The organism is Saccharopolyspora sp. NPDC047091, assembly GCF_040643635.1.
In the GTDB taxonomy this organism is placed as follows: Bacteria; Actinomycetota; Actinomycetes; order Mycobacteriales; family Pseudonocardiaceae; genus Saccharopolyspora_C.
Genome location: NZ_JBEYUS010000047.1, coordinates 18,772 through 39,422, shown reverse-complemented (window position 1 = coordinate 39,422; position 20,651 = coordinate 18,772). Strand labels below are relative to the sequence as shown.

22 protein-coding genes and 2 tRNA genes are annotated in these 20,651 nt (G+C 72.3%); 7 read left to right on the top strand and 17 right to left on the bottom strand.

Translation table 11 applies throughout. The features are described 5' to 3' along the window. Positions 1 to 189: 189 nt before the first annotated feature. From ABZ805_RS19780 to ABZ805_RS19765, 4 genes are all read right to left on the bottom strand, one after another. Positions 190 to 606, bottom strand: a complete 417-nt coding sequence (locus ABZ805_RS19780) for a hypothetical protein (protein WP_358442147.1) — start codon at positions 604 to 606, stop codon at positions 190 to 192. A gap of 304 nt (positions 607 to 910) precedes the next feature. Next, positions 911 to 984 (bottom strand) — tRNA-Ile (locus tag ABZ805_RS19775). Between the two features lie 170 nt (positions 985 to 1,154). Then, a complete protein-coding gene (locus ABZ805_RS19770; RefSeq protein WP_358442144.1) occupies positions 1,155 to 1,358 on the bottom strand; it encodes a hypothetical protein in 204 nt (67 codons plus the stop codon). 577 nt (positions 1,359 to 1,935) lie between these two features. Next, on the bottom strand, positions 1,936 to 2,829 hold the full coding sequence (locus ABZ805_RS19765) for an SDR family oxidoreductase (RefSeq protein ID WP_358442178.1): 894 nt from the start codon (positions 2,827 to 2,829) through the stop codon (positions 1,936 to 1,938). 85 nt (positions 2,830 to 2,914) lie between these two features. Between ABZ805_RS19765 and ABZ805_RS19760 the strand changes: the two genes are divergently transcribed. The 3 genes from ABZ805_RS19760 (at position 2,915) to ABZ805_RS19750 (ending at position 5,234) form a co-directional block, all read left to right on the top strand. Next, the gene (locus ABZ805_RS19760) at positions 2,915 to 3,469 is read left to right on the top strand and encodes a TetR family transcriptional regulator (RefSeq protein ID WP_358442141.1); all 555 of its coding nucleotides are present in this window, start codon (positions 2,915 to 2,917) and stop codon (positions 3,467 to 3,469) included. A gap of 129 nt (positions 3,470 to 3,598) precedes the next feature. Continuing rightward, positions 3,599 to 4,609, top strand: a complete 1,011-nt coding sequence (locus ABZ805_RS19755) for a PHB depolymerase family esterase (protein WP_358442138.1) — start codon at positions 3,599 to 3,601, stop codon at positions 4,607 to 4,609. A gap of 25 nt (positions 4,610 to 4,634) precedes the next feature. Continuing rightward, the gene (locus ABZ805_RS19750; protein WP_358442135.1) at positions 4,635 to 5,234 is read left to right on the top strand and encodes a helix-turn-helix domain-containing protein; all 600 of its coding nucleotides are present in this window, start codon (positions 4,635 to 4,637) and stop codon (positions 5,232 to 5,234) included. Between the two features lie 92 nt (positions 5,235 to 5,326). On the opposite strand, the gene ABZ805_RS19745 is transcribed toward ABZ805_RS19750, so the two are convergent. Continuing rightward, positions 5,327 to 5,686 carry an EthD domain-containing protein gene (locus ABZ805_RS19745; protein WP_358442132.1) on the bottom strand — a complete coding sequence of 120 codons (360 nt, stop codon included), beginning with the start codon at positions 5,684 to 5,686 and terminating at the stop codon, positions 5,327 to 5,329. 235 nt (positions 5,687 to 5,921) lie between these two features. Here ABZ805_RS19745 and argG point away from each other — a divergent pair, with 235 nt between their 5' ends. Then, the gene (gene argG, locus ABZ805_RS19740; protein WP_358442130.1) at positions 5,922 to 7,349 is read left to right on the top strand and encodes an argininosuccinate synthase; all 1,428 of its coding nucleotides are present in this window, start codon (positions 5,922 to 5,924) and stop codon (positions 7,347 to 7,349) included. Positions 7,350 to 7,434: 85 nt separating this feature from the next. Here the strand turns inward: argG and ABZ805_RS19735 are convergent, their stop codons facing one another. Further along, positions 7,435 to 8,073: an HD domain-containing protein gene (locus ABZ805_RS19735; RefSeq protein WP_358442128.1), complete on the bottom strand. Its 639-nt coding sequence runs from the start codon at positions 8,071 to 8,073 to the stop codon at positions 7,435 to 7,437. 98 nt (positions 8,074 to 8,171) lie between these two features. Here ABZ805_RS19735 and ABZ805_RS19730 point away from each other — a divergent pair, with 98 nt between their 5' ends. Then, a complete protein-coding gene (locus tag ABZ805_RS19730) occupies positions 8,172 to 9,125 on the top strand; it encodes a DJ-1/PfpI family protein (RefSeq protein WP_358442125.1) in 954 nt (317 codons plus the stop codon). Positions 9,126 to 9,128: 3 nt separating this feature from the next. Here the strand turns inward: ABZ805_RS19730 and ABZ805_RS19725 are convergent, their stop codons facing one another. After that, a complete protein-coding gene (locus tag ABZ805_RS19725; RefSeq protein WP_358442122.1) occupies positions 9,129 to 9,692 on the bottom strand; it encodes an XRE family transcriptional regulator in 564 nt (187 codons plus the stop codon). 106 nt (positions 9,693 to 9,798) lie between these two features. Here ABZ805_RS19725 and ABZ805_RS19720 point away from each other — a divergent pair, with 106 nt between their 5' ends. Beyond that, positions 9,799 to 10,629, top strand: coding sequence for an EamA family transporter (locus tag ABZ805_RS19720; protein ID WP_358442119.1), 831 nt, complete (start codon positions 9,799 to 9,801; stop codon positions 10,627 to 10,629). Between the two features lie 37 nt (positions 10,630 to 10,666). Here the strand turns inward: ABZ805_RS19720 and ABZ805_RS19715 are convergent, their stop codons facing one another. The 5 genes from ABZ805_RS19715 to dnaG form a co-directional block, all read right to left on the bottom strand. Next, positions 10,667 to 11,425, bottom strand: a complete 759-nt coding sequence (locus ABZ805_RS19715) for a serine protease (RefSeq protein WP_358442116.1) — start codon at positions 11,423 to 11,425, stop codon at positions 10,667 to 10,669. Positions 11,426 to 11,934: 509 nt separating this feature from the next. After that, positions 11,935 to 12,007 (bottom strand) — tRNA-Asn (locus ABZ805_RS19710). A 108-nt stretch (positions 12,008 to 12,115) separates the two neighbouring features. Then, positions 12,116 to 12,868 carry a trans-aconitate 2-methyltransferase gene (locus ABZ805_RS19705; protein WP_358442113.1) on the bottom strand — a complete coding sequence of 251 codons (753 nt, stop codon included), beginning with the start codon at positions 12,866 to 12,868 and terminating at the stop codon, positions 12,116 to 12,118. A gap of 64 nt (positions 12,869 to 12,932) precedes the next feature. Next, entirely contained in the window at positions 12,933 to 13,457 is a 525-nt protein-coding gene (locus ABZ805_RS19700; RefSeq protein ID WP_358442110.1) for a hypothetical protein, read from the bottom strand. Beyond that, positions 13,457 to 15,349, bottom strand: coding sequence for a DNA primase (dnaG, locus tag ABZ805_RS19695; protein ID WP_358442108.1), 1,893 nt, complete (start codon positions 15,347 to 15,349; stop codon positions 13,457 to 13,459). Before dnaG ends, ABZ805_RS19700 begins: the two co-directional genes overlap by 1 nt. Before the next feature lie 65 nt (positions 15,350 to 15,414). Between dnaG and sigJ the strand changes: the two genes are divergently transcribed. After that, positions 15,415 to 16,332 (top strand): RNA polymerase sigma factor SigJ, encoded by a 918-nt coding sequence (gene sigJ / locus ABZ805_RS19690; RefSeq protein WP_358442105.1) that lies wholly within the window; start codon positions 15,415 to 15,417, stop codon positions 16,330 to 16,332. A 78-nt stretch (positions 16,333 to 16,410) separates the two neighbouring features. Here sigJ and ABZ805_RS19685 read toward each other — a convergent pair whose 3' ends face one another. From ABZ805_RS19685 to ABZ805_RS19665, 5 genes are all read right to left on the bottom strand, one after another. Then, positions 16,411 to 16,977 carry a carboxymuconolactone decarboxylase family protein gene (locus tag ABZ805_RS19685; protein WP_358442102.1) on the bottom strand — a complete coding sequence of 189 codons (567 nt, stop codon included), beginning with the start codon at positions 16,975 to 16,977 and terminating at the stop codon, positions 16,411 to 16,413. A gap of 125 nt (positions 16,978 to 17,102) precedes the next feature. Then, the gene (locus ABZ805_RS19680) at positions 17,103 to 18,200 is read right to left on the bottom strand and encodes a serpin family protein (RefSeq protein ID WP_358442099.1); all 1,098 of its coding nucleotides are present in this window, start codon (positions 18,198 to 18,200) and stop codon (positions 17,103 to 17,105) included. 98 nt (positions 18,201 to 18,298) lie between these two features. Next, on the bottom strand, positions 18,299 to 18,484 hold the full coding sequence (locus tag ABZ805_RS19675; protein WP_224959429.1) for a hypothetical protein: 186 nt from the start codon (positions 18,482 to 18,484) through the stop codon (positions 18,299 to 18,301). A 150-nt stretch (positions 18,485 to 18,634) separates the two neighbouring features. Next, the gene (locus tag ABZ805_RS19670) at positions 18,635 to 19,903 is read right to left on the bottom strand and encodes a deoxyguanosinetriphosphate triphosphohydrolase (protein WP_358442175.1); all 1,269 of its coding nucleotides are present in this window, start codon (positions 19,901 to 19,903) and stop codon (positions 18,635 to 18,637) included. 78 nt (positions 19,904 to 19,981) lie between these two features. Next, positions 19,982 to 20,638: a YdcF family protein gene (locus tag ABZ805_RS19665; protein ID WP_358442096.1), complete on the bottom strand. Its 657-nt coding sequence runs from the start codon at positions 20,636 to 20,638 to the stop codon at positions 19,982 to 19,984. Between the last annotated feature and the right edge of the window lie 13 nt (positions 20,639 to 20,651).

The following is a 20,651-nucleotide window of genomic DNA, read 5'->3' as shown; positions in this document are numbered from 1 at the left end:
AGCCGTGTGAGCGCTTGAGACAGCATGCCGACCGCTCCACGGGCACCGAGTCGCGCAAACGCGTGGCCGCGCCAACGGGAGACGTGGACAGAGTCGAGCGCGACATACGGACTCGCAGATGGTGTGCAATCGACCGGTAGCAGCTCTGCGGCTGTATCGAAGGCCCGGAAGGTGTCGTGCATCCGGTTATCAGCCGCGAGCGACTCGCCGTGTGCAGCGGCGAGCCAGGATCGGAGTTCGGGCTGGGTTGGAGTCGATCCACTCCCAGCGTTCGGCCGCGTCGAGGGTGCCGCTGACGATCGCGTGAATCTGCCGGACCGTCGACTGAGCCATCGGGCTGCACGCGTACAGTGGGCACTTCGCCTTCTGGCAGTCGTGCTCGGCGGGCTTCCGGTGTTCGACGTACGGCTCGCCGTCGCACCGCGCCCGGCAGCGGCGCAGATCCGAGTAGAAGGACTCCAGCATACGGGCCGAGATCTTGTTGACCGGTTGCTCGCCCAGCGTGGGAACGATCGTTCGATTGATGTAACCGCGGTAGGTGTTGCTGGTGCTCTCCTCGATCTCGTTCGTGCGCATCCACTCTTCGAGCGCGAACGAGAACTTCACCGACGACGTCCCGGTCTGGCTGCTTGTCGGCCTGAGCCAGGAGCTTCTTCAGGGCCTTGTCGGCGCGCTTGTGCGCAGCCTTGTCCGTGCCTTGGATGGTCTCGCGGAGGTAGACGCGCTTGCCGGTTACCGGATCGATGCCAGCGTAGACGATCACTCGGAGTGTCCGGGCGCGCTCTTCGCTGCGTCCCCGAGAACGGTCTTCCCTGGGTGCGTGCGTCATGGCTGCGAGGCTACTCGCACCCAAAACCGCACCCAGGAGAACACGCGCTCGCCAAAATAGGCCGTCTTGCCTGCTCAAGAGTGGGGCAGGTGGGACTTGAACCCACGGCTGACGGATTATGAGTCCGCTGCTCTGACCAACTGAGCTACTGCCCCCGAAGGCGTGATGAAACGCTCCGCTGGGTGATCGTAGCGAGGCTGGGCGGTGTGAAGCGCGTTGGGTTGTCCGCTCGACCGGGCGAAACCGGGCCGCTGGACGGGATTCCGGGGGCATGGCAGCAGAAAGGGCCGGCACCCGCAGGTGCCGGCCCGTGCTCGTGGCGGCGTCACATGAACGATGCGACGTTGAACGCGCCGGTCAGCTGGCCGATGACCACGATGCTGGCCAGCAGCGCGCTGATCCCGGCCACCGTCAGCAGCGACAGCATGACCAGGTACACCAGCGCCCTGATCGGCTTCGGCAGCTGTGCCACCGTGGCCAGATCGGGCAGCGCGAAGTGGTTTTCCTTGCCGATTCCTGGAGCGGACATCCCGACTTCCCCCGTCCTTGTCGTCCCCGTTCTTGCACCACTGCTCCGAGGACGGAGAGCAGTGGGAGTTTCGTTGGTCCTCACGCATCATGAATCGATTTGGTTCCTGCCACGTGGCCGGGACCACGGGCCGATCCAGATCGTTCATACCCGCTGTGACCTGCGGGAAAACCTCAGGGGAAAGCGGGGTGTCGCGTCGCTGCACGAATCAGATCGCAGAGTTCGGCACAATCGTTATCCGACTCTGATCGATCTGAGACTTCCTCACCCGAAAGGGTGGTCCCGGTTCTGTGATCACGGAAAAGGGGCACCGATTCGGCGCCCCTTCGCGATTCAGCAGGCCTTCGGCAGGCCGACCGATCTGATTTCCGGCCGGGGAGCGTCGATCCGGTAGCGATGCCCACATCTGCTCATGCGCCACGCACCTTGTTTCGACCTGCCCCGATCGGCCCTCGGACCGTGCTGCCAGCATAGCAGCAGCCGCGGACCGGACCGATTCAGGCTCCCCCTTCCGCGCGAGCCGGACGGGAACCGGTTTTTCCCGTCACCGCAGGACATTTCGCCTCGTCGGCGACGCTCAGCCGTCGTACGCGCCCGCCGCGATGTCCGCGAACAACGTCGGCCCGGCCGGCTCCCAGCCGAGCAGCTCGCGGGTGCGGGTGTTCGACGCCGCGGCGTCCACGCCGAAGAAACCGGCGATCCAGCCGAAGTGCTCCGCGGCGTCCTGCGGATCGATCGACGCGACCGGCAGGCCGAGGCGCTCGCCGAGGGCGGTGGCGATGTCCTTGGCGGGCAGCCCTTCCTCGGCGACCACGTGCAGCCGCTCTCCCGCGGGCGCACCGTCCAGCGCGAGCCGGACGAGCCGGGCGGCGTCCGAGCGGTGCACCGCGGCCCACCGGTTCGAGCCGTCGCCGACGTATCCGGCGACCCCGCGTTCCCGCGCGACCTTCACCAGCTGGGCGGTGAACCCGTGGTCGCCCGTCCCGTGCACGGTCGGCGCGAAGCGCAGCGCCCCCGCGCGGACGCCGCGGTCCGCGTAGGACAGCGCCAGGTTCTCGCTGCCCCCACGCGCCGAGTCGACGCCCTCGTGCGGCGAGGGGTCCAGCTCGGTGGGCAGCCCGCTCGCCGCCAAACCCGCCAGCCCGGCGGCGATCAGGAACGGCCGGTCCGTCCCGGTGAGCACGTCGAGCATCGCCCGGACCGCGACGTCCTCGGCGCGCGCGGCGCCCGCGAGATCGGTGAAGTCGTGCTTGAAGGCCAGGTGCACCACGGCGTCGGCCTTCGCGGCAGCGGCGGCGAGGCCTTCCGGGTCGTCGAGGTCGCCGCGGACCACTTCGGCTCCCGCGGCCGCGACGGCGGCGGCGGATCGGTCGGAGCGGGCCAGGCCGAGGACCTCGTGGTCGTTCGCGAGCAGTTCCGCGGTGACGGCGGTGCCGATCCAGCCGGAGGCACCGGTGACGAAGACGCGCATGGCGTGCTCCTCTTCCTTGATGTCAGTGACTGTCATCGACAGTAGCACGTGATGTCAGCCCCTGCCATCACTACACTCCTCGGACATGAGCCGCTGGGAACCGGGCGCACGGGACCGGATGACGCGCGCCGCCGTGGAGCTGTTCGCCGAACGCGGCTTCGAGCGGACCACCGCGGGCGACATCGCCGAACGCGCCGGCGTCACCGAACGCACCTTCTTCCGGCACTTCCCCGACAAGCGCGAAGTCCTCTTCGACGGGGAACAGGCGATGGAGCACGCCTTCCAGGAGGCGATCGCGGCCGCCCCGGCCGATGTGGCGCCGATCGACGTGGCGATCGCGGGCGCCCGGGCCGCGGCCGGGCTCCTCACCGACCGGCGCGAGCAGGCGGCGCGGCGCGCGCAGATCATCGCGCGGACCCCGAGCCTGCAGGAGCGCGAACTGCTCAAGCTCGCGGGCATGACCCGCGCCGCCACCGACTCGCTGCGCGAGCGGGGCACCGCCGACGACACCGCGGCACTCGCCGCCCACTGCGCCGTGACCGTCTTCCAGATCGCCTTCGCGCGCTGGATCGACGAGGACGCCCCCGACCTCATCGCCTGCGCCGAGGAGGCCGCGGCCGGGCTGCGCGGCCTGTTCTGATCCACCCTCCCCACTTCCGGACGGCCGCACCGGCCGCCCGGCGACGGACCCTGCCCGCCCCCACCGCTAGTTGTCATTGCGTATAGTTCAACTTGACAACTTGTAAAGTTAGGGCGGCCGGAGGTCCCCGTGTCCAGATTCCGCAGGTTCGCCCTGTTCGGCGGCATCGCGCTGGCGGTCGTCGTGCTGCTGTCGCTGGGGTTCCAGTTCGGGCTGCCCGGCTCCGCCGGTCCCCGCGACCGGCTCGGCACCTACTCCAGCGACCAGGGCCGGCTGATGTACCAGGTGCACCTGCCGCCGGACTACCGCGAGGACTCCCGCCCGCCGGTGGTGATGGCCGTGCACGGCTGCGCGATGACCGGCTTCGGGTGGAACTCGATGAAGGCCACCACCCGGTTCGACCAGCTCGCCGACGAGGCCGGGTTCATCGTGGTCTACCCGACCCAGAGCCCGTTCCAGAACAAGCTGAACTGCTGGAACTCCACCGATCCCGCCGACCAGCACCGCGGCCGCGGCGAGCCCGAACTGCTCGCCGGAATCGCCCGCGAGGTCGTGTCCGAGTACCACGCAGACCCCCGCCAGGTGCACGTGACGGGAGCGTCGTCGGGCGCGGGCGCCGCCGTGATCCTGGCCGCCACCTACCCCGACGTGTTCGCCACGGCCACCTCGGTCGCGGGCGGCGAGTACGGGCTGGACCAGGTCGACCCCGAGCACCCCGCCGAGGTGCCGCCGACCTACACCGCCGGGCAGGCCTACGCCCAGATGGGCCCGCGCGCCCGCCCGGTCCCGCTGCTGGTCTTCCAGGGCGATCAGGACGACGTGGTGCCACCGCTCGTGGCGGACCGGCTCGTCGAGCACTGGGCGCGAGTGATCGAACTGGCCACCGGCGGCGACGTCGACGCGAAACCCGAGTCGGTGGTCCGGCAGAATCCTCCGGGTCTGCACCCGTACACCCGCTCGACCTACGCGGCGGCGGGCGGCGGCCTCCCGGTGATCGAGTCGTACCTGACCTCCGGCATGGGGCACGCCTGGTCCGGACCGGCGGCCAGCGGGCTGTTCACCGACCGGGCCGGGCCGGACATGGCACGCCTGATCTGGGACTTCGCCGCCGCCCGGCCGATGAACGGAGGAACGCGATGAGCGCGACCCGAGGCGGGAAACCGGCATGACCGCCCCGCGCCGCACCCGGCTCTCCCGCGAGGCGCGGGCGGCCCAGCTGCTGGACACCGCCGAAGCGCTGTTCGCCGAACACGGCCTGGAACGCACCTCGGTGGAGGACGTCGCGCGCGCCGCAGGCGTGACCAGGCCGATGGTCTACTCGCACTTCGCGTCCAAGGAGGAGATCTTCCTGGCCTGCGTCCGACGGGCCCGCGCCGAGTTGGAAGCCCGCATCCGCGAACCCGAGATCATGATCGAGGCGGGGGCGGACGCGGCGGCCGTGATCGAACGCGCCGGTGCGCTGTTCTTCGAACTCCTGGAACGCGATCCGCAGCGGTGGAAGGTGCTGTTCCTGCGCGGTGGCGCGCTGTCCGAAGATCTCGCGGCGGACGTCGCCGCGCTGCGGCTGGGCACGGTGCGGCGGATCGCGGACATGATCGGCCACTTCGCGTCCTTCGACGAGGAGCGGGCGACCGCCTTCGCGCACGCGATCAGCGGCGTGGGCGAGCAGCTCGGCCGCTGGTGGTTCGCCCACCCCGAGATCCCCCGCGACCGGGTCGTGGCGCACTACCGGGACTTCATCACCGCAGGCCTCGGTCTGCCCTGAACTCGCACCGGGCGCGCCGACTCCGGCAGCACGGCGGCCGACCGCACCCCGGCTCCGCGCGGGAGGACGCGACCGAGCCGAGTTCCCGGGGATCACCCGGGCAGCCGCTCCCCGAGGAAGACCTGCTCGCGGGTGAAGTAGAACTCGCTGCGGGACATGTCGATGAAGCGCTGCTCGTCCGGCCGGATCAGGTCCCGGTAATCGGCCGAGGCCGTCAGCGCCGCCAGGTCCTCCGCCGAGTCGAACCACTGCCGCACCACCGCGTCCAGCGTCGACTCCGGGACGCCGGGTACCCCGAGCGGCCGCGGGTGCTCCACCACGTAGCGGCGCACGTACCGGACGGCGGCGGGCGTGGCGGCGACCAGCGGGGCGTGCCGCTCCCGGTGGTGCTCGACGAACTGCTCGTGGGAGAGCTCGGGCAGGCGGCGCAGCAGGCTCACGAGGATCACCACGAGATCCACCCTAGTTCGCCGACGGGCGGGGTCAACGCGCCTTCCGGGTGGTGCACCCCGCCACCCGGTGCACCGCACCCTGCTCCGTCCGCGCGCAGCCTCGACCTCGAAATTGCATATTTATGCGTCATGCCCTCGTCGGCCCAGGAGAGCCGGACATGGCCGTGCGCGCACTCCACGCACTGGGGAAGCCCTGCCCTTCGAGCCCGGGGAGACGGCCTGTTACGATGAATACATGTCGAAGGTCCTGAATAATCTTCCAGTGGGTGAGCGCGTCGGCATCGCCTTCTCCGGCGGGCTGGACACCTCGGTCGCGGTGGCGTGGATGCGCGAGCGCGGCGCCCTGCCGTACACCTACACCGCAGACATCGGCCAGTACGACGAGCCGGACCTGTCGGACGTGCCGGAGCGCGGCCGCGTCTACGGGGCCGAGCGCGCCCGGCTGATCGACTGCCGCGCCGCACTGGTCGAGGAGGGCTTCGCCGCACTGGCCTGCGGCGCCTTCCACATCCGCTCCGGCGGGCAGGCCTACTTCAACACCACGCCGCTGGGCCGCGCGGTGGTGGGCACGCTGCTGGTGCGCGCGATGCGCGAGGACGACGTGTCCATCTGGGGCGACGGCTCCACCTACAAGGGCAACGACATCGAGCGCTTCTACCGGTACGGCCTGCTGGCCAACCCGGACCTGCGCATCTACAAGCCGTGGCTGGACGAGGCCTTCGTCGGCGAGCTCGGCGGCCGGGACGAGATGTCCGCGTGGCTGGTCGAGCGGGAGCTGCCGTACCGCGACTCCGCGGAGAAGGCGTACTCCACCGACGCCAACATCTGGGGTGCCACCCACGAGGCGAAGAAGCTCGAATTCCTCGACACGCCCCTGGAGATCGTCGAGCCGATCATGGGCGTGCGGTTCTGGGACTCCGACGTGGAGATCCCCGCCGAGGACGTCACCGTCGAGTTCCGGCACGGCCGCCCGGTGCGGATCAACGGCAAGTCCTTCGACTCGGACGTGGACCTGGTGCACGAGGCCAACGCCATCGGCGGCAGGCACGGGCTCGGCATGTCCGACCAGATCGAGAACCGGATCATCGAGGCCAAGAGCCGCGGCGTGTACGAGGCGCCGGGCATGGCGCTGCTGCACATCACCTACGAGCGGCTGCTCAACGCGGTGCACAACGAGGACTCGGTGGCCATGTACCACACCGAGGGCCGCCGCCTCGGCAGGCTGCTCTACGAAGGCCGCTGGTTCGACCCGCAGGCGCTGATGCTGCGGGAGTCCATGCAGCGCTGGATCGGCTACCCGGTCACCGGCAGCGTCACGGTGCGGCTGCGCCGCGGCTGGGACCACACGGTGCTCAACACCGAGGGCCCGAACCTGAGCTACCACCCGGACAAGCTGTCCATGGAGCGCAGCAAGGACCAGGCGTTCGTGCCGAACGACCGCATCGGCCAGCTGTCCATGCGCAACCTGGACATCGCCGACTCGCGCAGCATGCTGGAGCTGTACGAGGGCGGCGGGCACGGCGCGCTCACCGCGTGGGGCGAGCTCGTCGGCGAGCTGGCGCCGGGCGGGGCCAGCGCGATCGCCGCGCGGGCCGACGGCGAGGACGGCGGCGTCGAGGCCGACGCGCTGGACCACGCGGCCATCGAGGTCGGCACGGACTGACCTGCACCGCTCACGAGGGCCGGTGCGACCTGGTGTCGCACCGGCCCTCCGCGTGCGTGCACCGGTTCTCCGCGCGGGCAGGACCTCATTCCGGCCACGGCGAGTTCTCGATCACCTCGACGAAGTCGCCGCGCGCGAAACCCGGCACGAAGTGGGCCAGCACATCGGCCTTGACGTTGCCGAAGGTCGTCTCCGGGCGGTGCCGGATGCCGTCGGTGAACGCGGCGAGGATGCCGTTCTTGAAGTCCGGGCGCGGGTGCGCGCCGACGACTTCGGCGCGCTGCCGCTCGTCCACCTCGTGGTAGCCGAGACCGAGCACGTCCAGCTCCACCCCGCGGGTGACCAGCGCGATCTCCGGCGCCATGTGCAGCGGGATCTCCGGGGTGGTGTGCAGCGCGATCGCCGTCCACACCCGGTCCGCCCGCTCCCCGTCGACGCCGTGCTCCGCGAGGAAGCGGCGGGCCTCGTCGGCGCCGTCGATCTCGAAGCGCTGGTCGTCGCGGCGGAACCGCTCGGTGAGCCCGAGGTCGTGGAACATCGCGCCGACGTAGAGCAGTTCCGGGTCGAACCTCAGCCCGTCCCGCCGCCCGCGCAGCGCGCCCCACAGGAACACCCGCCGCGAGTGGTCGTAGACCAGCGGCGTGGCCACGTCCCGCACCAGCTCGGTGGCCGACCGGGCCAGCGCGCTGTCCGGAATCTCCACGCCCGCGATGTTCTCGCCCATCGGTGCCGCCTCTCGTCTCGGTGCCCGGCCGGTCCAGGTTCGCCCGGCGGCTACCGTGGCGCCATGTCCGCACAGACCGGAACACCACGGATCCGGACATGACCCACCGCGTCGCGTTCCTGGTGTTCGACGGGATGACCCTGCTCGACTTCAGCGGACCGGCCGAGGTGCTGCACCAGGCGGGGCTGCTCGGCCACCGGTACGAGGTGGTGCTGGTCTCGGCGCGCGGCGGCCCGGTCCGCACCGCGAGCGGCCCCGAGCTGGGCCCGACCACCGCGGCCGTCGACGCCGGACCGGTGGACACCGCGGTGATCACCGGCGGGGAACGGCTCGTCGCGGACCCGGCGGACGACGAACTGCTGGCGGCGGCGCGCGTCCTCACCGCGGACGCACCGCGGGTGGCGTCGGTGTGCACCGGTGCGTTCCTGCTGGCCGAGCTGGGACTGCTCGACGGGCGCCGGGCCACCACCCACTGGCGGGACGCGGACGTGCTGGCGCGGCGGCACCCCGCGGTGCGCGTCGAACCGGACGCCATCCACGTGCGCGATGGGCGCTACGTCACCTCCGCGGGCATCAGCGCGGGCATCGACCTGGCGCTGGCGCTGGTGGAGGACGACCACGGGGTGGAGATCGCCCGGCACATCGCGCGGGAGATGGTCGTGTTCCTGCACCGGCCGGGCGGCCAGTCGCAGTACTCGACGGCGACCGCCCCGCCTCCGGCGCGGGCCGCGCAGCTGCGCGCGGTGCTCGACGCGGTGCTCGCCGACCCGGCGGGGGACCACCGCCCGGTGGTGATGGCGCGGGCCGCGGCGAGCAGCACCCGCCACCTGACCCGGTTGTTCCGCGCGGAGCTGGGGACGACGCCCGCGCGCTGGGTCGAACGGGTCCGGCTGGACCGGGCGCAGCGGCTGCTGCTGGACGGGCACACCGTCACCTCGGCGGCCCGGGGCAGCGGGCTGGGTTCGGACGAGGCGCTGCGCCGCGCGTTCACCCGGCACCTGGGCACCACGCCGACCGACTACCGCAGGCGCTTCGGTTCCACCCGCGGCTGATGATCAGGGCAGCACGACGGTCATGACCAGTTCGCAGGTCTCCTCGCCCGCGCCGCGGTAGCCGTGCGGGACGTCGCCGCCGAAGGTCGCGGTGCTCCCGGCCGGGACCTCGTGCTCGGCGCCGTCGACGACCAGCACGAGCAAGCCGGACAGCACGGTGACGGTCTCCACTACCCCCGCCTGGTGCGGGTGGCTGGGGTAGTCCTCGCCGGGTTCCAGCCGCCAGCGCCAGATCTCGGTGGGCGCGGGGCCGGGCGCGGTGAGCACGAGCCGGGCCTCGCCGCCCCGCTCCCCGGTCCACAGCGGTTCGACGGAGGCGGCGTCCACCACGCGCACGCTGCTCGACGCGGCGCCCTGGACCAGGTCGGACACCGGGACGCCGAGGGTGTCGGCGAGGCGCACCAGGGTGCCCAGGTTCGGGTTCCCCTGCGCGCGTTCCAGGCTCACCAGCGCGCCCTTGCTGACCTGCGCGCGGCGGCCGAGCTCCTCCAGGGACAGGCCGGCGCGGGTGCGGGCGGCCCGGACGTTCTGCGCGACCGTGCGCAACGCGGCGTCCGGTTCGGGCATCTCATCACCTCGGTCGTTTGATTGAACTCACAGGTCGTTTCATTGACGTCAACCGGCCTGTTCGCTGTACGGTGCGGTCGTTCCGCTGAACCGTAAGGGATGTGCTGTGCTCGCTCTCCTGCTGGCCCTCGGCAGCTCGCTCGCCTACGGGTGCGCCGACTTCCTCGGCGGCTTCGGCGCCCGCGGCGCCCACGTGCTGCGCACCGTGCTGATCGCCGCCCCGGCCAGCCTCGCCGTCGAACTCGCGCTGTGGCCGCTGCTCGGCGCCACGTTCAGCCCCGGCGCGCTCGGCTGGGGCGCCGCCTCGGGCGTCGTGTCCGCCGCCGCGTTCGCCCTGCTGTACCGGACGCTGGCGATCGGACCGATGAACGTGCTCTCGCCGATCACCGCGCTGGTCTCCGCCGGGCTGCCGGTCGCGGTGGGCCTGCTGCAGGGCGAACGCCTCGCGCTCGCGGGCGTCGCCGGTCTCGCGCTCGCGCTGGTCGCCGTGGTGCTGGTCAGCGCCGGGCCCGGCACGGCCCGCCCCTCCCGCGGAGCGCTGCTGCTCGCGTCCGGGGCGGGCACCGCGATCGCGCTGCAGCTCGTGTTCCTGCACCAGGCGCCCGCCGACAGCGGAGTGGCGCCGCTGATCGTGGGCCGCACCGCCTCCTCGGTGATCACGCTGACCGCGGCCGGGCTGCTGCACCGCAGGCTCGGACCCCAGCGCCCCGCCTTCGCCGTCTCCGCGGCCGCCGGCGCGCTCGACTCGGTGGCGAACCTGCTGTTCCTGCTCGCCGCGCGCAGCGGGAACCTCACCGTCGTCGCCGTGATCGTCGCGCTGTACCCGGCGAGCACGGTGCTGCTGGCCCGCGGCGTCCTCGCCGAACGCGTCCACCCCGGCCAGCTGCTCGGCCTGGGCACCGCGGCCGTCGCGGTCGGCCTCCTCGCCGCGACCTGACGCGGGCCGGCCGCGGCACGACCGGCCCGCCGACGGCTCAGCCCGCGGTGGTGCGCTCGATCCAGTCGCGGTGCGCGGTGAGGTCGGTGTAGATACCGGGTCCGCTGGCGCAGTTCGGGTCGGCGTCGCCGTCGCGGCTGGTCGCCCCGATCAGCTCCCACTGCCCCGGCCTGCCCTTCAGCTGCGGACCGCCGGAGTCGAGGATGCAGGCCTGCGCTCCCTCGGTGGGGCTGTCGGTGCACAGCTCGTTCGCCGGGTCGTAGTTCTCGCTGCACCGGTCGTCCGCGACGAGCTCGGTGTCCAGCTCCTGCAGCACGGTCGGCACGTCCGGGCATTCGCTGCCGTCCTCGCAGGTCATGCCCCAGCCGAGGATGCGGGTGGGGGTGCCCGCCGGACCGGCGTCGGCGGCCAGCCCGATCGGCTGCGCCCGCACCGGGTGGTCGAGCTTCAGCACGGCCACGTCGTCGTGGAACGGCTCGTAGGAGAAGTCGGGGTGCGCGATCACCTCGGTGACCTTCGCCGTCTCCCCCTTCGTGCGGTCGTGGTCGCCGATCTGCACCGAGAGCTGCTGCGGTTCGAGGTTCACCGTGCAGTGCCCGGCGGTGACGATCCAGTCGGGCTTGATCAGCGAGGCGCCGCAGTAGTGGTGCCCGTCCTTCTGCACGCTCACCATGAACGGGTAGTCCGCCGTGGCGTCGTGCCCGCCGATGATCGCCGAGGCCGCGGGGGTGAACGCCGCGGTCAGCGCGATCGCCCCCGCCGTGCCGAGCAGCGCCGCCTTGCCGGGCTTGACCATGTCTTCCTCCTGGGTGATCGGTGTCCGGTCACCTGCGAACCTAGGGATCGGCGGCGGCCGCGAGATCACCTCGGAGTCCACGACGAGGTCGTACTTTCGGGCAAGATCGCGCTGCCCGGAAGGTCTAGCCGCTCAGCGCACGCCGAACCCGGCGTCGACGGGCAGCGCGATGCCGGTGACGTAGCGGGCCTCGCCGGAGACGAGCCGGCACCAGCCGCACCGCGTGCGAGCGGCCCTGCCCGCGGGCCGCGCCGGTCACGACGGCGACCCGGCCGCGGAACTCGTCGGCACCCATCCGAGATCACTCCCGCACCGCTGCGCACCCGGCGGTGATCCACGGGATCAGCGCCGGCGTGCCGAGGTTGGTTCGGCGTGGCGCCGCTCATCGGGTGCACACCTTCGAGTGAAGGCAGCGGCATCGTCGATCACGCATCGCAGTGCGGATTCGCGGCCCAAGACGGAAAACGGATGAAGCCCCAGGCCTGTGACCTGGGGCTTCATCCGGGAAGCTCCTCCGACTGGACTCGAACCAGTAACCCTTCGGTTAACAGCCGAATGCTCTGCCAATTGAGCTACGGAGGAATATTCGATTTCCATCAGCTCTCTTTCGCGCTGACGGGAACTACTCTAGCGCATCGTCCCGAGCCCGTTCACACCCCCCTCCGTTCAAGAACATCGCAGGTCGAGCGCTCAGGGCCGGTGGGCGATGGCGAAGATCCGCCGGAACGGGAACCAGGTGGTGCCGTCGGGACGCGCGGGGTAGTCGGTGCGCAGCCGCTCGGCGAGCGCGGCGCGGAACCGCTGCCAGTCCGGTTCGGCCAGCGCGGCGCGCACCGGGCGCAGCGCCGTGCCGGTCACCCACTCCAGCACCGGGTCGGGTCCGCTGAGGCGGTGCGCGTAGCTGGTCTCCCAGGCGTCGACCTCGGCGCCGAGGTCGGCGAGCACGTCGGCGTACTCGGCGGGGGCGAGCACCGAATCGGTGCGCAGCAGCCCGTCGACGTCCAACCCCTGCTCGGCGAGCACCTCGCGGATGGCGCGGTAGGACGGGGACTCGAAGTTCCCGGGCACCTGGAAGGCGAACGAGGCGCCCGCGGGCAGCGCGGGCAGCCAGCCGCGCAGCAGCTCGACGTGCTCGGGCACCCATTGCAGCACCGCGTTGCACAGCACCACGTCGGTGTCCGACTCGGGCCGCCAGTCCCGCACGTCCTGGAGCCGGGCGTCGACGCCGTTGCCGCGCGCGGCCTCGACCATCTGCGGCGAGGAGTCGGTGGCCTCCACCGCGGCGCCGGGCCAGCGGTCGGTGAGCAGCCGGGTCAGGTTCCCGGCGCCGCAGCCGAGGTCGACGACGCGGCGGGCGGACCGCTGCGGCACGCGGGCCAGCAGGTCGTGCGCGGGGCGATCGCGCTGTTCGCTGAACGACAGGTACTTCTGCGGATCCCACACACCGGAAACAGTACGACCGTACTGTGAAGCTGTCCAGGGTCGCGCACCGCGGAGGCGGCAGGGCTCAGCGCGACGTCCGGTGCAGCCGCTCCGCCACCTCGGCCGCCACCGGGGCCAGCGAGCGCTCGTCGGTGCCCGGGTCGGCGCGCACCTGCAGCACCAGCCCGTTGCGGCCCGGCACCTTCCGCTGCACGAACCGCGCCCCGCCGCCGGGCAGCTCGCGGTGCTCGGTGCTGCGGATCGACTCGGTCACCCGGGTGTGCACGATCTCCGGCAGCGTCCCCGGTTCGGCGAGCCGCAGGCGCAGCGGGCGCAGGTCGCGCAGCAGCACCGCGTCTCCGGCCGCCCCGGACTCCACCGCCTCGACCACGATCAGCACGCCGTCCCGCCAGGTCGCCTTGCTCACCAGGTGCCAGCCCAGCAGCCGGCCCTCCGGCAACCACAACCCGAGGTGCGTGGCGACCAGCGGCCCGTCCGCTGCGCGCGCCACCGCCAGCACCCGCTCGTCGTCGCGGAGCGCACCGGCGAAGTCGGCGGGCACCTCGGCGGTACCGGACAACCGGGCGGCGAACCGGCGCAGCCAGGTCATCACAACGCGCCCGAAGCCTGGTGCAGCAACGACTGCCGGTACTGCTCCAGCGCCAGCATGTCGCCGAACAGCGAGTTGTACTCGTCCGGGTTCTCCGTCGGCGAGGTGCGCTGCACCCGCGACTTGATGTCCGCGATCTGGCGCCCCACCATGATCTCCTGCAGCCGGGCGATCACCCCCGCCACGTAGCGCGGGTCCTCCTCGGACTTCGTGTCCAGCGCCTCCACCGCCAGCAGCGTGAGCAGCCGCCGCGTCACCTCGTCCTGGCACTCGCGGCCCACCGCGTCCACCAGCCCCGCCCCGGACAGGCCGGACATGGTGCCGCCCGCGGCCACGATCGCCTGGTGCAGTTCGGCGTAGACCGGTTCGGTGAACGCCTCCTCCGGCAACGAGTCGTAGACCGGGCCGGACAGCGCGGGCACCTGCAACGCCAGCTTCAACGTCTCCCGCTGGCACCAGCGCGGATCGTCCCGGCGCGGCCGCGGCGGCAGCTCCACGTCCATGCCCAGCGAACCCTGGTCGGGATTGCGCTGCACGCGGCGGCGCTGCGGTTTCGCCGGTGCGCCCGCGGACTCGCGGACCCGGCGCACGATCTGGTTCTCGTCGTTCCAGCCGACCCAGCCGGACAGCTGCACCGCGTAGCCGTCGCGGCGCTCCACGTCCTTGATCTGCGCCACGAGCGGGACGGTGCGCTTGAGCGCCTCCACCCGGCCGTCCACCGAATCCAGGTCGTACTCGGTGAGCAGGCTGCGGATCGCGAACTCGAACAGCGGTTTGCGCCGCGCCACCAGGTCCCGCACCGCGGTGTCCCCGGAGGCCTGGCGCAGCTCGCACGGGTCCATGCCGTCCGGGGTGATCGCCACGTAGGTCTGGGTCGCGAACTGCTGCTCGCCGTCGAACGCCTTCAGCGCCGCCTTCTGCCCGGCCGCGTCCCCGTCGAAGGTGAAGATGACCTCGCCGCGGAACGCGTTGTCGTCCATCATCAGCCGCCGCAGCACCGAGATGTGGTCGTCACCGAACGCCGTCCCGCAGGACGCGATCGCCGTCGGCACGCCCGCCAGGTGCATCGCCATCACGTCGGTGTAGCCCTCGACGACCACCGCTTGGTGCCGCTTCGCGATCTCCCGCTTGGCCAGGTCGATGCCGAACAGCACCTGCGACTTGTTGAAGATCGGGGTGGCCGAGGTGTTGACGTACTTCGCCTCGATCGGGTCGTCGTCGTGGATGCGGCGCGCGCCGAAACCGACCACGTCGCCGGCCAGGTCCTTCAACGGCCACAGCAGCCTGCGGTGGAACCGGTCCAGCGGGCCGCGCCTGCCCTCCTTCGACAGGCCGCACTTGTACAGCTCGTCGAGCTCGAAGCCCTTGCCCAGCAGGTGCTTGGTCAGCTTGTCCCAGCCGGACGGGGCGAAACCGCAGCCGAAGCGGATCGCGGCGGCCTCGTCGAAACCGCGCTCGGCGAGGTACTCGCGGCCCGGCAGCGCCTCCGCCGAGCGCAGGTGCTCGGCGTAGAACTCGGCGGCGAGGCGGTGCGCCTCCACCATCCGCGCGCGGGTGCCGCGGTCCCGCTTCGGGCCCGGCGTCCCGCCCTCGTAGGTGAGCTGCAGCCCGGCCCGGTCGGCCAGCCGCTCCACGGATTCGACGAAACCCAGGTGCTCGGACTTCATGAGGAAGGCGATGACGTCGCCGCCCTCACCGCAGCCGAAGCAGTGGAAGGTGCCGTGGCTCGGGCGCACGTTGAACGACGGGGTCTTCTCGTCGTGGAACGGGCACAAGCCCTTCAGAGCACCGCCGCCGGCGTTGCGCAGCGCCACGTATTCGCCGACGACCTCGTCGATCCGGATGCGGTCACGTACCTCGGCGACATCGCTATCTCGGATCCTTCCAGCCACCCGGCCAGTCTAGGCGTCGCGCACGACACACCGACGGGTGTCCCCGCAGGGAGCACAATCGGCGCATGACCAACGCCGGTCCGGAACTCGCCGCCGAGTTCGACGCCCACCGAGCGCGGCTGGTCGCGCTCGCCTACCGGCTCACCGGCGGGCTCGCCGACGCCGAGGACGCGGTGCAGGAGGCCTGGCTGCGGCTGGCCCGCGAGCCCGGTGAGATCCGCGACCTCGGCGCCTGGCTGAGCACCGTCGTCGGCAGGCTCTGCCTGGACAAGGTGCGGTCCGCCGCGCACCGGCGGGAGCGGTACGTCGGGCCGTGGCTGCCCGAACCGGTGGTGAGCCCGCTGGGCGCGCCCGATCCGCAGGACGTGGTGGCGGGCCGTGAGGAACTGCGGATGGCCGCGCTGCGGTTGCTGCACGACCTGCCCGCCGAGCAGCGGTTCGCGTTCGTGCTGCACGACGGCTTCCAGGTGCCGTTCGGCGAGATCGCCGACCTGCTGGGCTGCCCGGCCGCCACCGCCCGCCAGTACGCGTCCCGGGCGCGCCGGTCCCTCGCCGACGGCACCCCGCCGCCCGCGCCGCTACCCCGCCAGCAGGAGGTCGTCGAGCGGTTCATGGCCGCGGTGACCAGCGGCGACGTGGCGGAGCTGACCCGGCTGCTGCACCCGCGGGCCGCGCTCTACGGCGACGGCGGCGGCGAGGCGGCCACCGCGCGGCGGCCCGTCGTGGGCGCGGACAAGATCTCCCGGTTCCTGCTGGGCCTGGTCGCCAAGTACGGCATCGCGTCGCTGGCCGGGTCGTTCCCGGTGCTGGTCAACGGTGATCTCGGCGTGTTCGTGCCGGGTGATCCGGCCGATCCGACCGGGCGCACCTCGGCGCGGCGGGTGCTGGTGTTCACCGTGGACGGCGACCGGATCGCGGAGCTGCACGACCTGGTGAGCCCGGCCAAGCTCGCGCACCTCGACCCGGCCGCGTTCGGTTCGTGACGAAAGCCGCGCCCGCCGAACGGGGACGCGGCCGTCGAACGGGGACGCGGCCGCCCGACGAGGGGCGCGGCCCGCGCGTCACGGCATCGGCACCCGGCACGCCTCGCCGGAGGTGAAGCCCTGCGCGGTGAGGTCGAGCGCGTGGTTGAGCCGGGTGCGCTGGTTCTCCAGCGCGATCAGGTAGGTCAGCTCCAGCAGGCCGCGGTGGCCGAGCCTGCGGTCCAGCTCCGCGACCTGCGCGTCGGTCACCCGCACCGGCAGCTCGGTCATCGCGTCCGCGTACTCGATGACCAGCCCGTCCAGTTCGGAGAACCGCGGCGAGGTGCGGTACTCGTCGATCTCCCGCAGCCGCGCCACGTCCAGGCCTGCGTTCCGCTGCAGCATCGTGCCGAAGTCCACGCACCACGAGCAGCCGATCCGGGTCGCGGTCCGGAACACGGCCAGCTCCCGCAGGCTCGCGGGCAGCGCTCGGGCCGCGCGGTCCACCGCCAGTTCCGCGGCGCAGGACGCCAGCAGCAGTCCCCGGTGGTGCGCGAGGACCGCCATCGGGTCCGGCACCGCCCCGAAACGGCGGCGGGCGTAGCGGTAGGCGAGCTTCGTCAGCAGGCCGGCCCGCCGAGCGGGCAGGCGTTCGATCCGCGGCATGGTCACTCCCGGAGGTTCGCGGCCCGCCGGATGCGGGCGGCTCACCACCGGGACGGGGGACCGTCCCCGAACGTGACAGGTGGGCGGCCCGTCCGCGCCGGGCGAACGGACCGGTCCACCTCGGATCAGGACGGGTCGGTGACGCGGGCCAGGAAGTAGACGGCGCCGGATTCGCGGTGGCGCACCAGGAACAGGAACGGGCGGTCCACCCGCACCCGGATCGGGTCCGGCTCGCGGACGATCGCGGTCAGCCGCATCATCGCCGCGGTCGCCGCCGCGCCCTCCAGGCCGGATTCGTCCACGCGCAGCACCGCCTGGTGCACGATCGCGGAGATCTTCAGCGGCGCCTCGGTGAGCGCGCTGAAGTCCGCACCCGGGGTGAACGCGGTCCGCACCCCGAGCGCGCCGAGCGGTTCGGTGAGCTCCGCTTCCGCGGTGACGTCGAAGCGCGGCAGGAACAGCTCCACCCGCCGGTCGCGGCGCGCCGCCAGCAGCGCGTCCAGCTCCGCCGCGCCCAACGCCGGTTCCGCGGTGGTGAGGTCCTCGTCGGGCAGCAGCACCACGGCCTCCGCACCGCCCGCCGCGGGCAGCGTGATCGCCTGCCAGCCGCCCACCGCGGCGTGGCCGAGGCTGCGGGTGGTGGTCATCGTCGGCACCGACCGCTGCCCGCCGGGGGCGTGGAACGGCTGCTCGGCGGTCCGCTTCGCGTCGAAGGCCTCCCGCCAGGACACCTTCAGGTACAGCGCGTTGACCAGGGCGGCGACCGTGTCCGGGTCGACGGTGCCCGGGTCGAGCAGTTCCGGGATGAGATCGCGGGTCGTCTCCGCCACGTCGGCGTTGATCAGCCGCCGGGCGCCGTCCGGGTCCGCGCGGAACGGGGCGGTGCGCACGGCGCTGCCGGGCCACTGCTCCAGGGTGCGCAGGAACTCCTCGCGCACCGGCAGACCGTCGTGCGCCCACAGCGTGTTCGCCACCGCCAGCACCGGTGGCTCGGCGGAACCGGTCGCGGGCAGTTCCGCGGCCGGGCTCAGGGCCGCTCGCACGGCCGCCGGATCGGTGGCGCGCAGCGCGCTGAGGAGTTCGTCCCGGGTGTCGCCCGCCGCGGCCGCGGCGGCCAGGCCCAGCGCGCTGGCCACCGAGTACGGCGACCAGGTGAACGATCGGTCCGCGGCGGGGGCGAGCCGGTGGTGCAGGGCCAGGCTGAAGTCGAGGTGCTCGGTCACGGCCGGGTGGACTCCGTTCGGCGCGGCGGCGGTTCCGGGAAGATCTCCCCCGCCGAGTCTGCCACTCCGATCGCGGTCCGGGCCGTTCCTGGCGACTTTCAGCTGACCGATTCCTCGATGTCCGACAGGCCCATCAGGCGCAGTTCCTGCGCGATGTACTCGGCGGCGCGGCGGGCTTCGGGGTCGCGCCAGCGCAGGTCGTTCACCCAGTCCGCGAGGTTGTCGGTGTTCACGTACGGCTCGCCGTCGACGACGAGCTTCTGGATGTAGTGCCGGTTCGGCATCGAGGCTCTCCCTGCGGCGCGGGGACGGGTCGGGGTTCGCGCCACCTGCACAGCAGTCGGCCGTTCGGGTCGGGGGTCCCGAACGGCCGACACTCTGCGTGAACACTATGCCGGACAACCGGGGGTATCCACCCCCCGATCGGACCTATTTCACAGAGTCTTAGTACCCCTGAGTACATGGCGTGCATGCCAGGCCACCGCCTGCGCATCCGTCAGCGAAGCGACCTGGTCCAGCACCACCCGCAGCCGCTGCGCGTCGTCCGCCGCCGCCGACCACACCGGGGCCAACGCCGGGTCCAGCGACTCCGGAGCCCGCGCCGCCAGCGCCGCCACCAAGTCCGCCAGCAGCTCCCGCTGCCGCTCCTGCTCGCGCAACCGGCGCGGATCGCTGAGCACGAAGTGCACCGCCACCGCCTTGAGCACCGCCACCTCGGCCGCCACCTCGCGCGGCACCACCACGTCCGCCGCGTACCGGGTCAACGGCCCCGCGCCGAACGCCTCCACCGTGCCGGTCACCGCCGCCGAGGTGAACCGGCCGACCAGCTCGCTGGTCAACCGCTTCAACGCCACCTGCGCCGACAGGGTCCCGTCGTAGTCCGCCACCGCCGCCACCGCGGGCAGCACCGCCAGCCCGCCCGCCGCCGCGTCCAGCTCACCCGCGTCGCCGTCCGCCCAGAAGTGCTTCGCGGCCAGCCGCACGATCTCCGCACGCTCCTCCGGCCGGGACAGCTCGTGCAGCGAGATGCGGCCCGAGTGCACCCCGTCCTCCACGTCGTGCACCGAATAGGCCACGTCGTCGGCCCAGTCCATGACCTGCGCCTCCAGGCAGCGGCGCTCCCCCACCGCGCCTTGGCGCATCCAGCCGAACACCGCGAGATCGTCCGAGTAGGCGCCGAACTTCACCTGCCCCGGCCGCCGCGGCCACGGGTACTTCGTCGCCGCGTCCAGGCAGGCGCGGGTCAGGTTCAGGCCGCTGCCCTCGCCCGGCTCCCCCGGCAGCTTCGGCTCCAGCCTGGTCAGGATCCGCAAGGTCTGGGCGTTGCCCTCGAACCCGCCGCACGCGTCGGCGAGCTCGTCCAACGCCTGCTCACCGTTGTGCCCGAACGGCGGATGGCCGATGTCGTGCGCCAGCCCCGCCGTGTCCACCAGGTCCGGGTCCGCGCCCAATGTGACCGCGATGCCGCGGCCGATCTGCGCGACCTCCAGCGAATGCGTCAACCGGGTGCGCGGCACGTCACCCTCTTCCGGGCCCATCACCTGCGTCTTGCCCGCCAGCCTGCGCAGCGCCGCCGAGTGCAGCACCCGCGCGCGGTCCCGGGCGAACGGGCTGCGCGCCTCCCGGTACGCGCCCGGGAAGGCCGCCTTCGGCGCCTCGGGGGACGACCGGGCCAGGTCGTGCTCGTCGTAGCCGGGGCACAAGTCGCTCACCGCGCCAGCCTACGGCCTCATCCCGCCCGGCCAGCGCGAACGCGGCGGCAACGGGCGGTGAACCGCGGATCAGCCCAAGCGGTCGCTGAGGACCTCGGCCGGGGCGTGCGTCAGCCGGTAGTACAGCAGGCCGCCGGTCTCCCGGAAGATGTAGTGGAACTGCGTCGCCCGCGTCTGCACCATCGGCCCGGACCGGGTCGGCGACGCCCACGCATCCAGCCCGAAATCACCGGCCATCGTGCGGGCGCGCATCGAGTGCCACGGGTCGCTGACGATCAACGCCGAGCTCCAGCCCCGCTCCCGCGCCAGGGTCGCGACCGCCTTCATGCTGCCGAGGGTGTCCGCCCCGGTCTCCACGTCGGTGATCTTGTTCTCGGGCACGCCCTGCTTGGCCAGCCAGAGCCTGCCCGTCTCCGCCTCCGTGTACTCGTCGCCGACCTGGCTGCCGCCGACGGTCACCACGTGCTCGGTCAGGCCCTCGTTGTAGAGCTCCAAGGCCTGCTCCAGCCGCGCGCGCAGCACCGGGGTGGGCTTGCCGTGGTACTGGGCGGCGCCCAGCACCACGATCATGTCCACCGGGCGGCGGTCGTCGCTGCGCGCCACCTGCCACACGCGGAAACCGGTACCGCCCAACAGCAGCAGCACCATCAGCACCGCACCGAGCGCGGTGCGGCGCAGCACCCTGCCGGTGCGGGAACCTCGGGGGGCGGTACCGGTCTCAGACATGGGCTCGTTCCAG

Excerpts from the sequence above, each read along its gene's own strand:
- ABZ805_RS19735 (WP_358442128.1), bottom strand. The coding sequence starts at position 8,073 with ATGGGCGAGAACATCGCGGGCGTGGAGATTCCGGACAGCGCGCTGGCC.
- ABZ805_RS19770 (WP_358442144.1), bottom strand. The coding sequence starts at position 1,358 with ATGTCCGCTCCAGGAATCGGCAAGGAAAACCACTTCGCGCTGCCCGAT.
- ABZ805_RS19765 (WP_358442178.1), bottom strand. The coding sequence starts at position 2,829 with ATGCGCGTCTTCGTCACCGGTGCCTCCGGCTGGATCGGCACCGCCGTC.
- ABZ805_RS19730 (WP_358442125.1), top strand. The coding sequence starts at position 8,172 with ATGACCCACCGCGTCGCGTTCCTGGTGTTCGACGGGATGACCCTGCTC.
- argG (WP_358442130.1), top strand. The coding sequence starts at position 5,922 with ATGTCGAAGGTCCTGAATAATCTTCCAGTGGGTGAGCGCGTCGGCATC.
- sigJ (WP_358442105.1), top strand. The coding sequence starts at position 15,415 with ATGACCAACGCCGGTCCGGAACTCGCCGCCGAGTTCGACGCCCACCGA.
- ABZ805_RS19760 (WP_358442141.1), top strand. The coding sequence starts at position 2,915 with ATGAGCCGCTGGGAACCGGGCGCACGGGACCGGATGACGCGCGCCGCC.
- ABZ805_RS19750 (WP_358442135.1), top strand. The coding sequence starts at position 4,635 with ATGACCGCCCCGCGCCGCACCCGGCTCTCCCGCGAGGCGCGGGCGGCC.
- ABZ805_RS19715 (WP_358442116.1), bottom strand. The coding sequence starts at position 11,425 with ATGGTCAAGCCCGGCAAGGCGGCGCTGCTCGGCACGGCGGGGGCGATC.
- ABZ805_RS19700 (WP_358442110.1), bottom strand. The coding sequence starts at position 13,457 with ATGACCTGGCTGCGCCGGTTCGCCGCCCGGTTGTCCGGTACCGCCGAG.
- ABZ805_RS19725 (WP_358442122.1), bottom strand. The coding sequence starts at position 9,692 with ATGCCCGAACCGGACGCCGCGTTGCGCACGGTCGCGCAGAACGTCCGG.
- ABZ805_RS19665 (WP_358442096.1), bottom strand. The coding sequence starts at position 20,638 with ATGTCTGAGACCGGTACCGCCCCCCGAGGTTCCCGCACCGGCAGGGTG.
- ABZ805_RS19685 (WP_358442102.1), bottom strand. The coding sequence starts at position 16,977 with ATGCCGCGGATCGAACGCCTGCCCGCTCGGCGGGCCGGCCTGCTGACG.
- ABZ805_RS19675 (WP_224959429.1), bottom strand. The coding sequence starts at position 18,484 with ATGCCGAACCGGCACTACATCCAGAAGCTCGTCGTCGACGGCGAGCCG.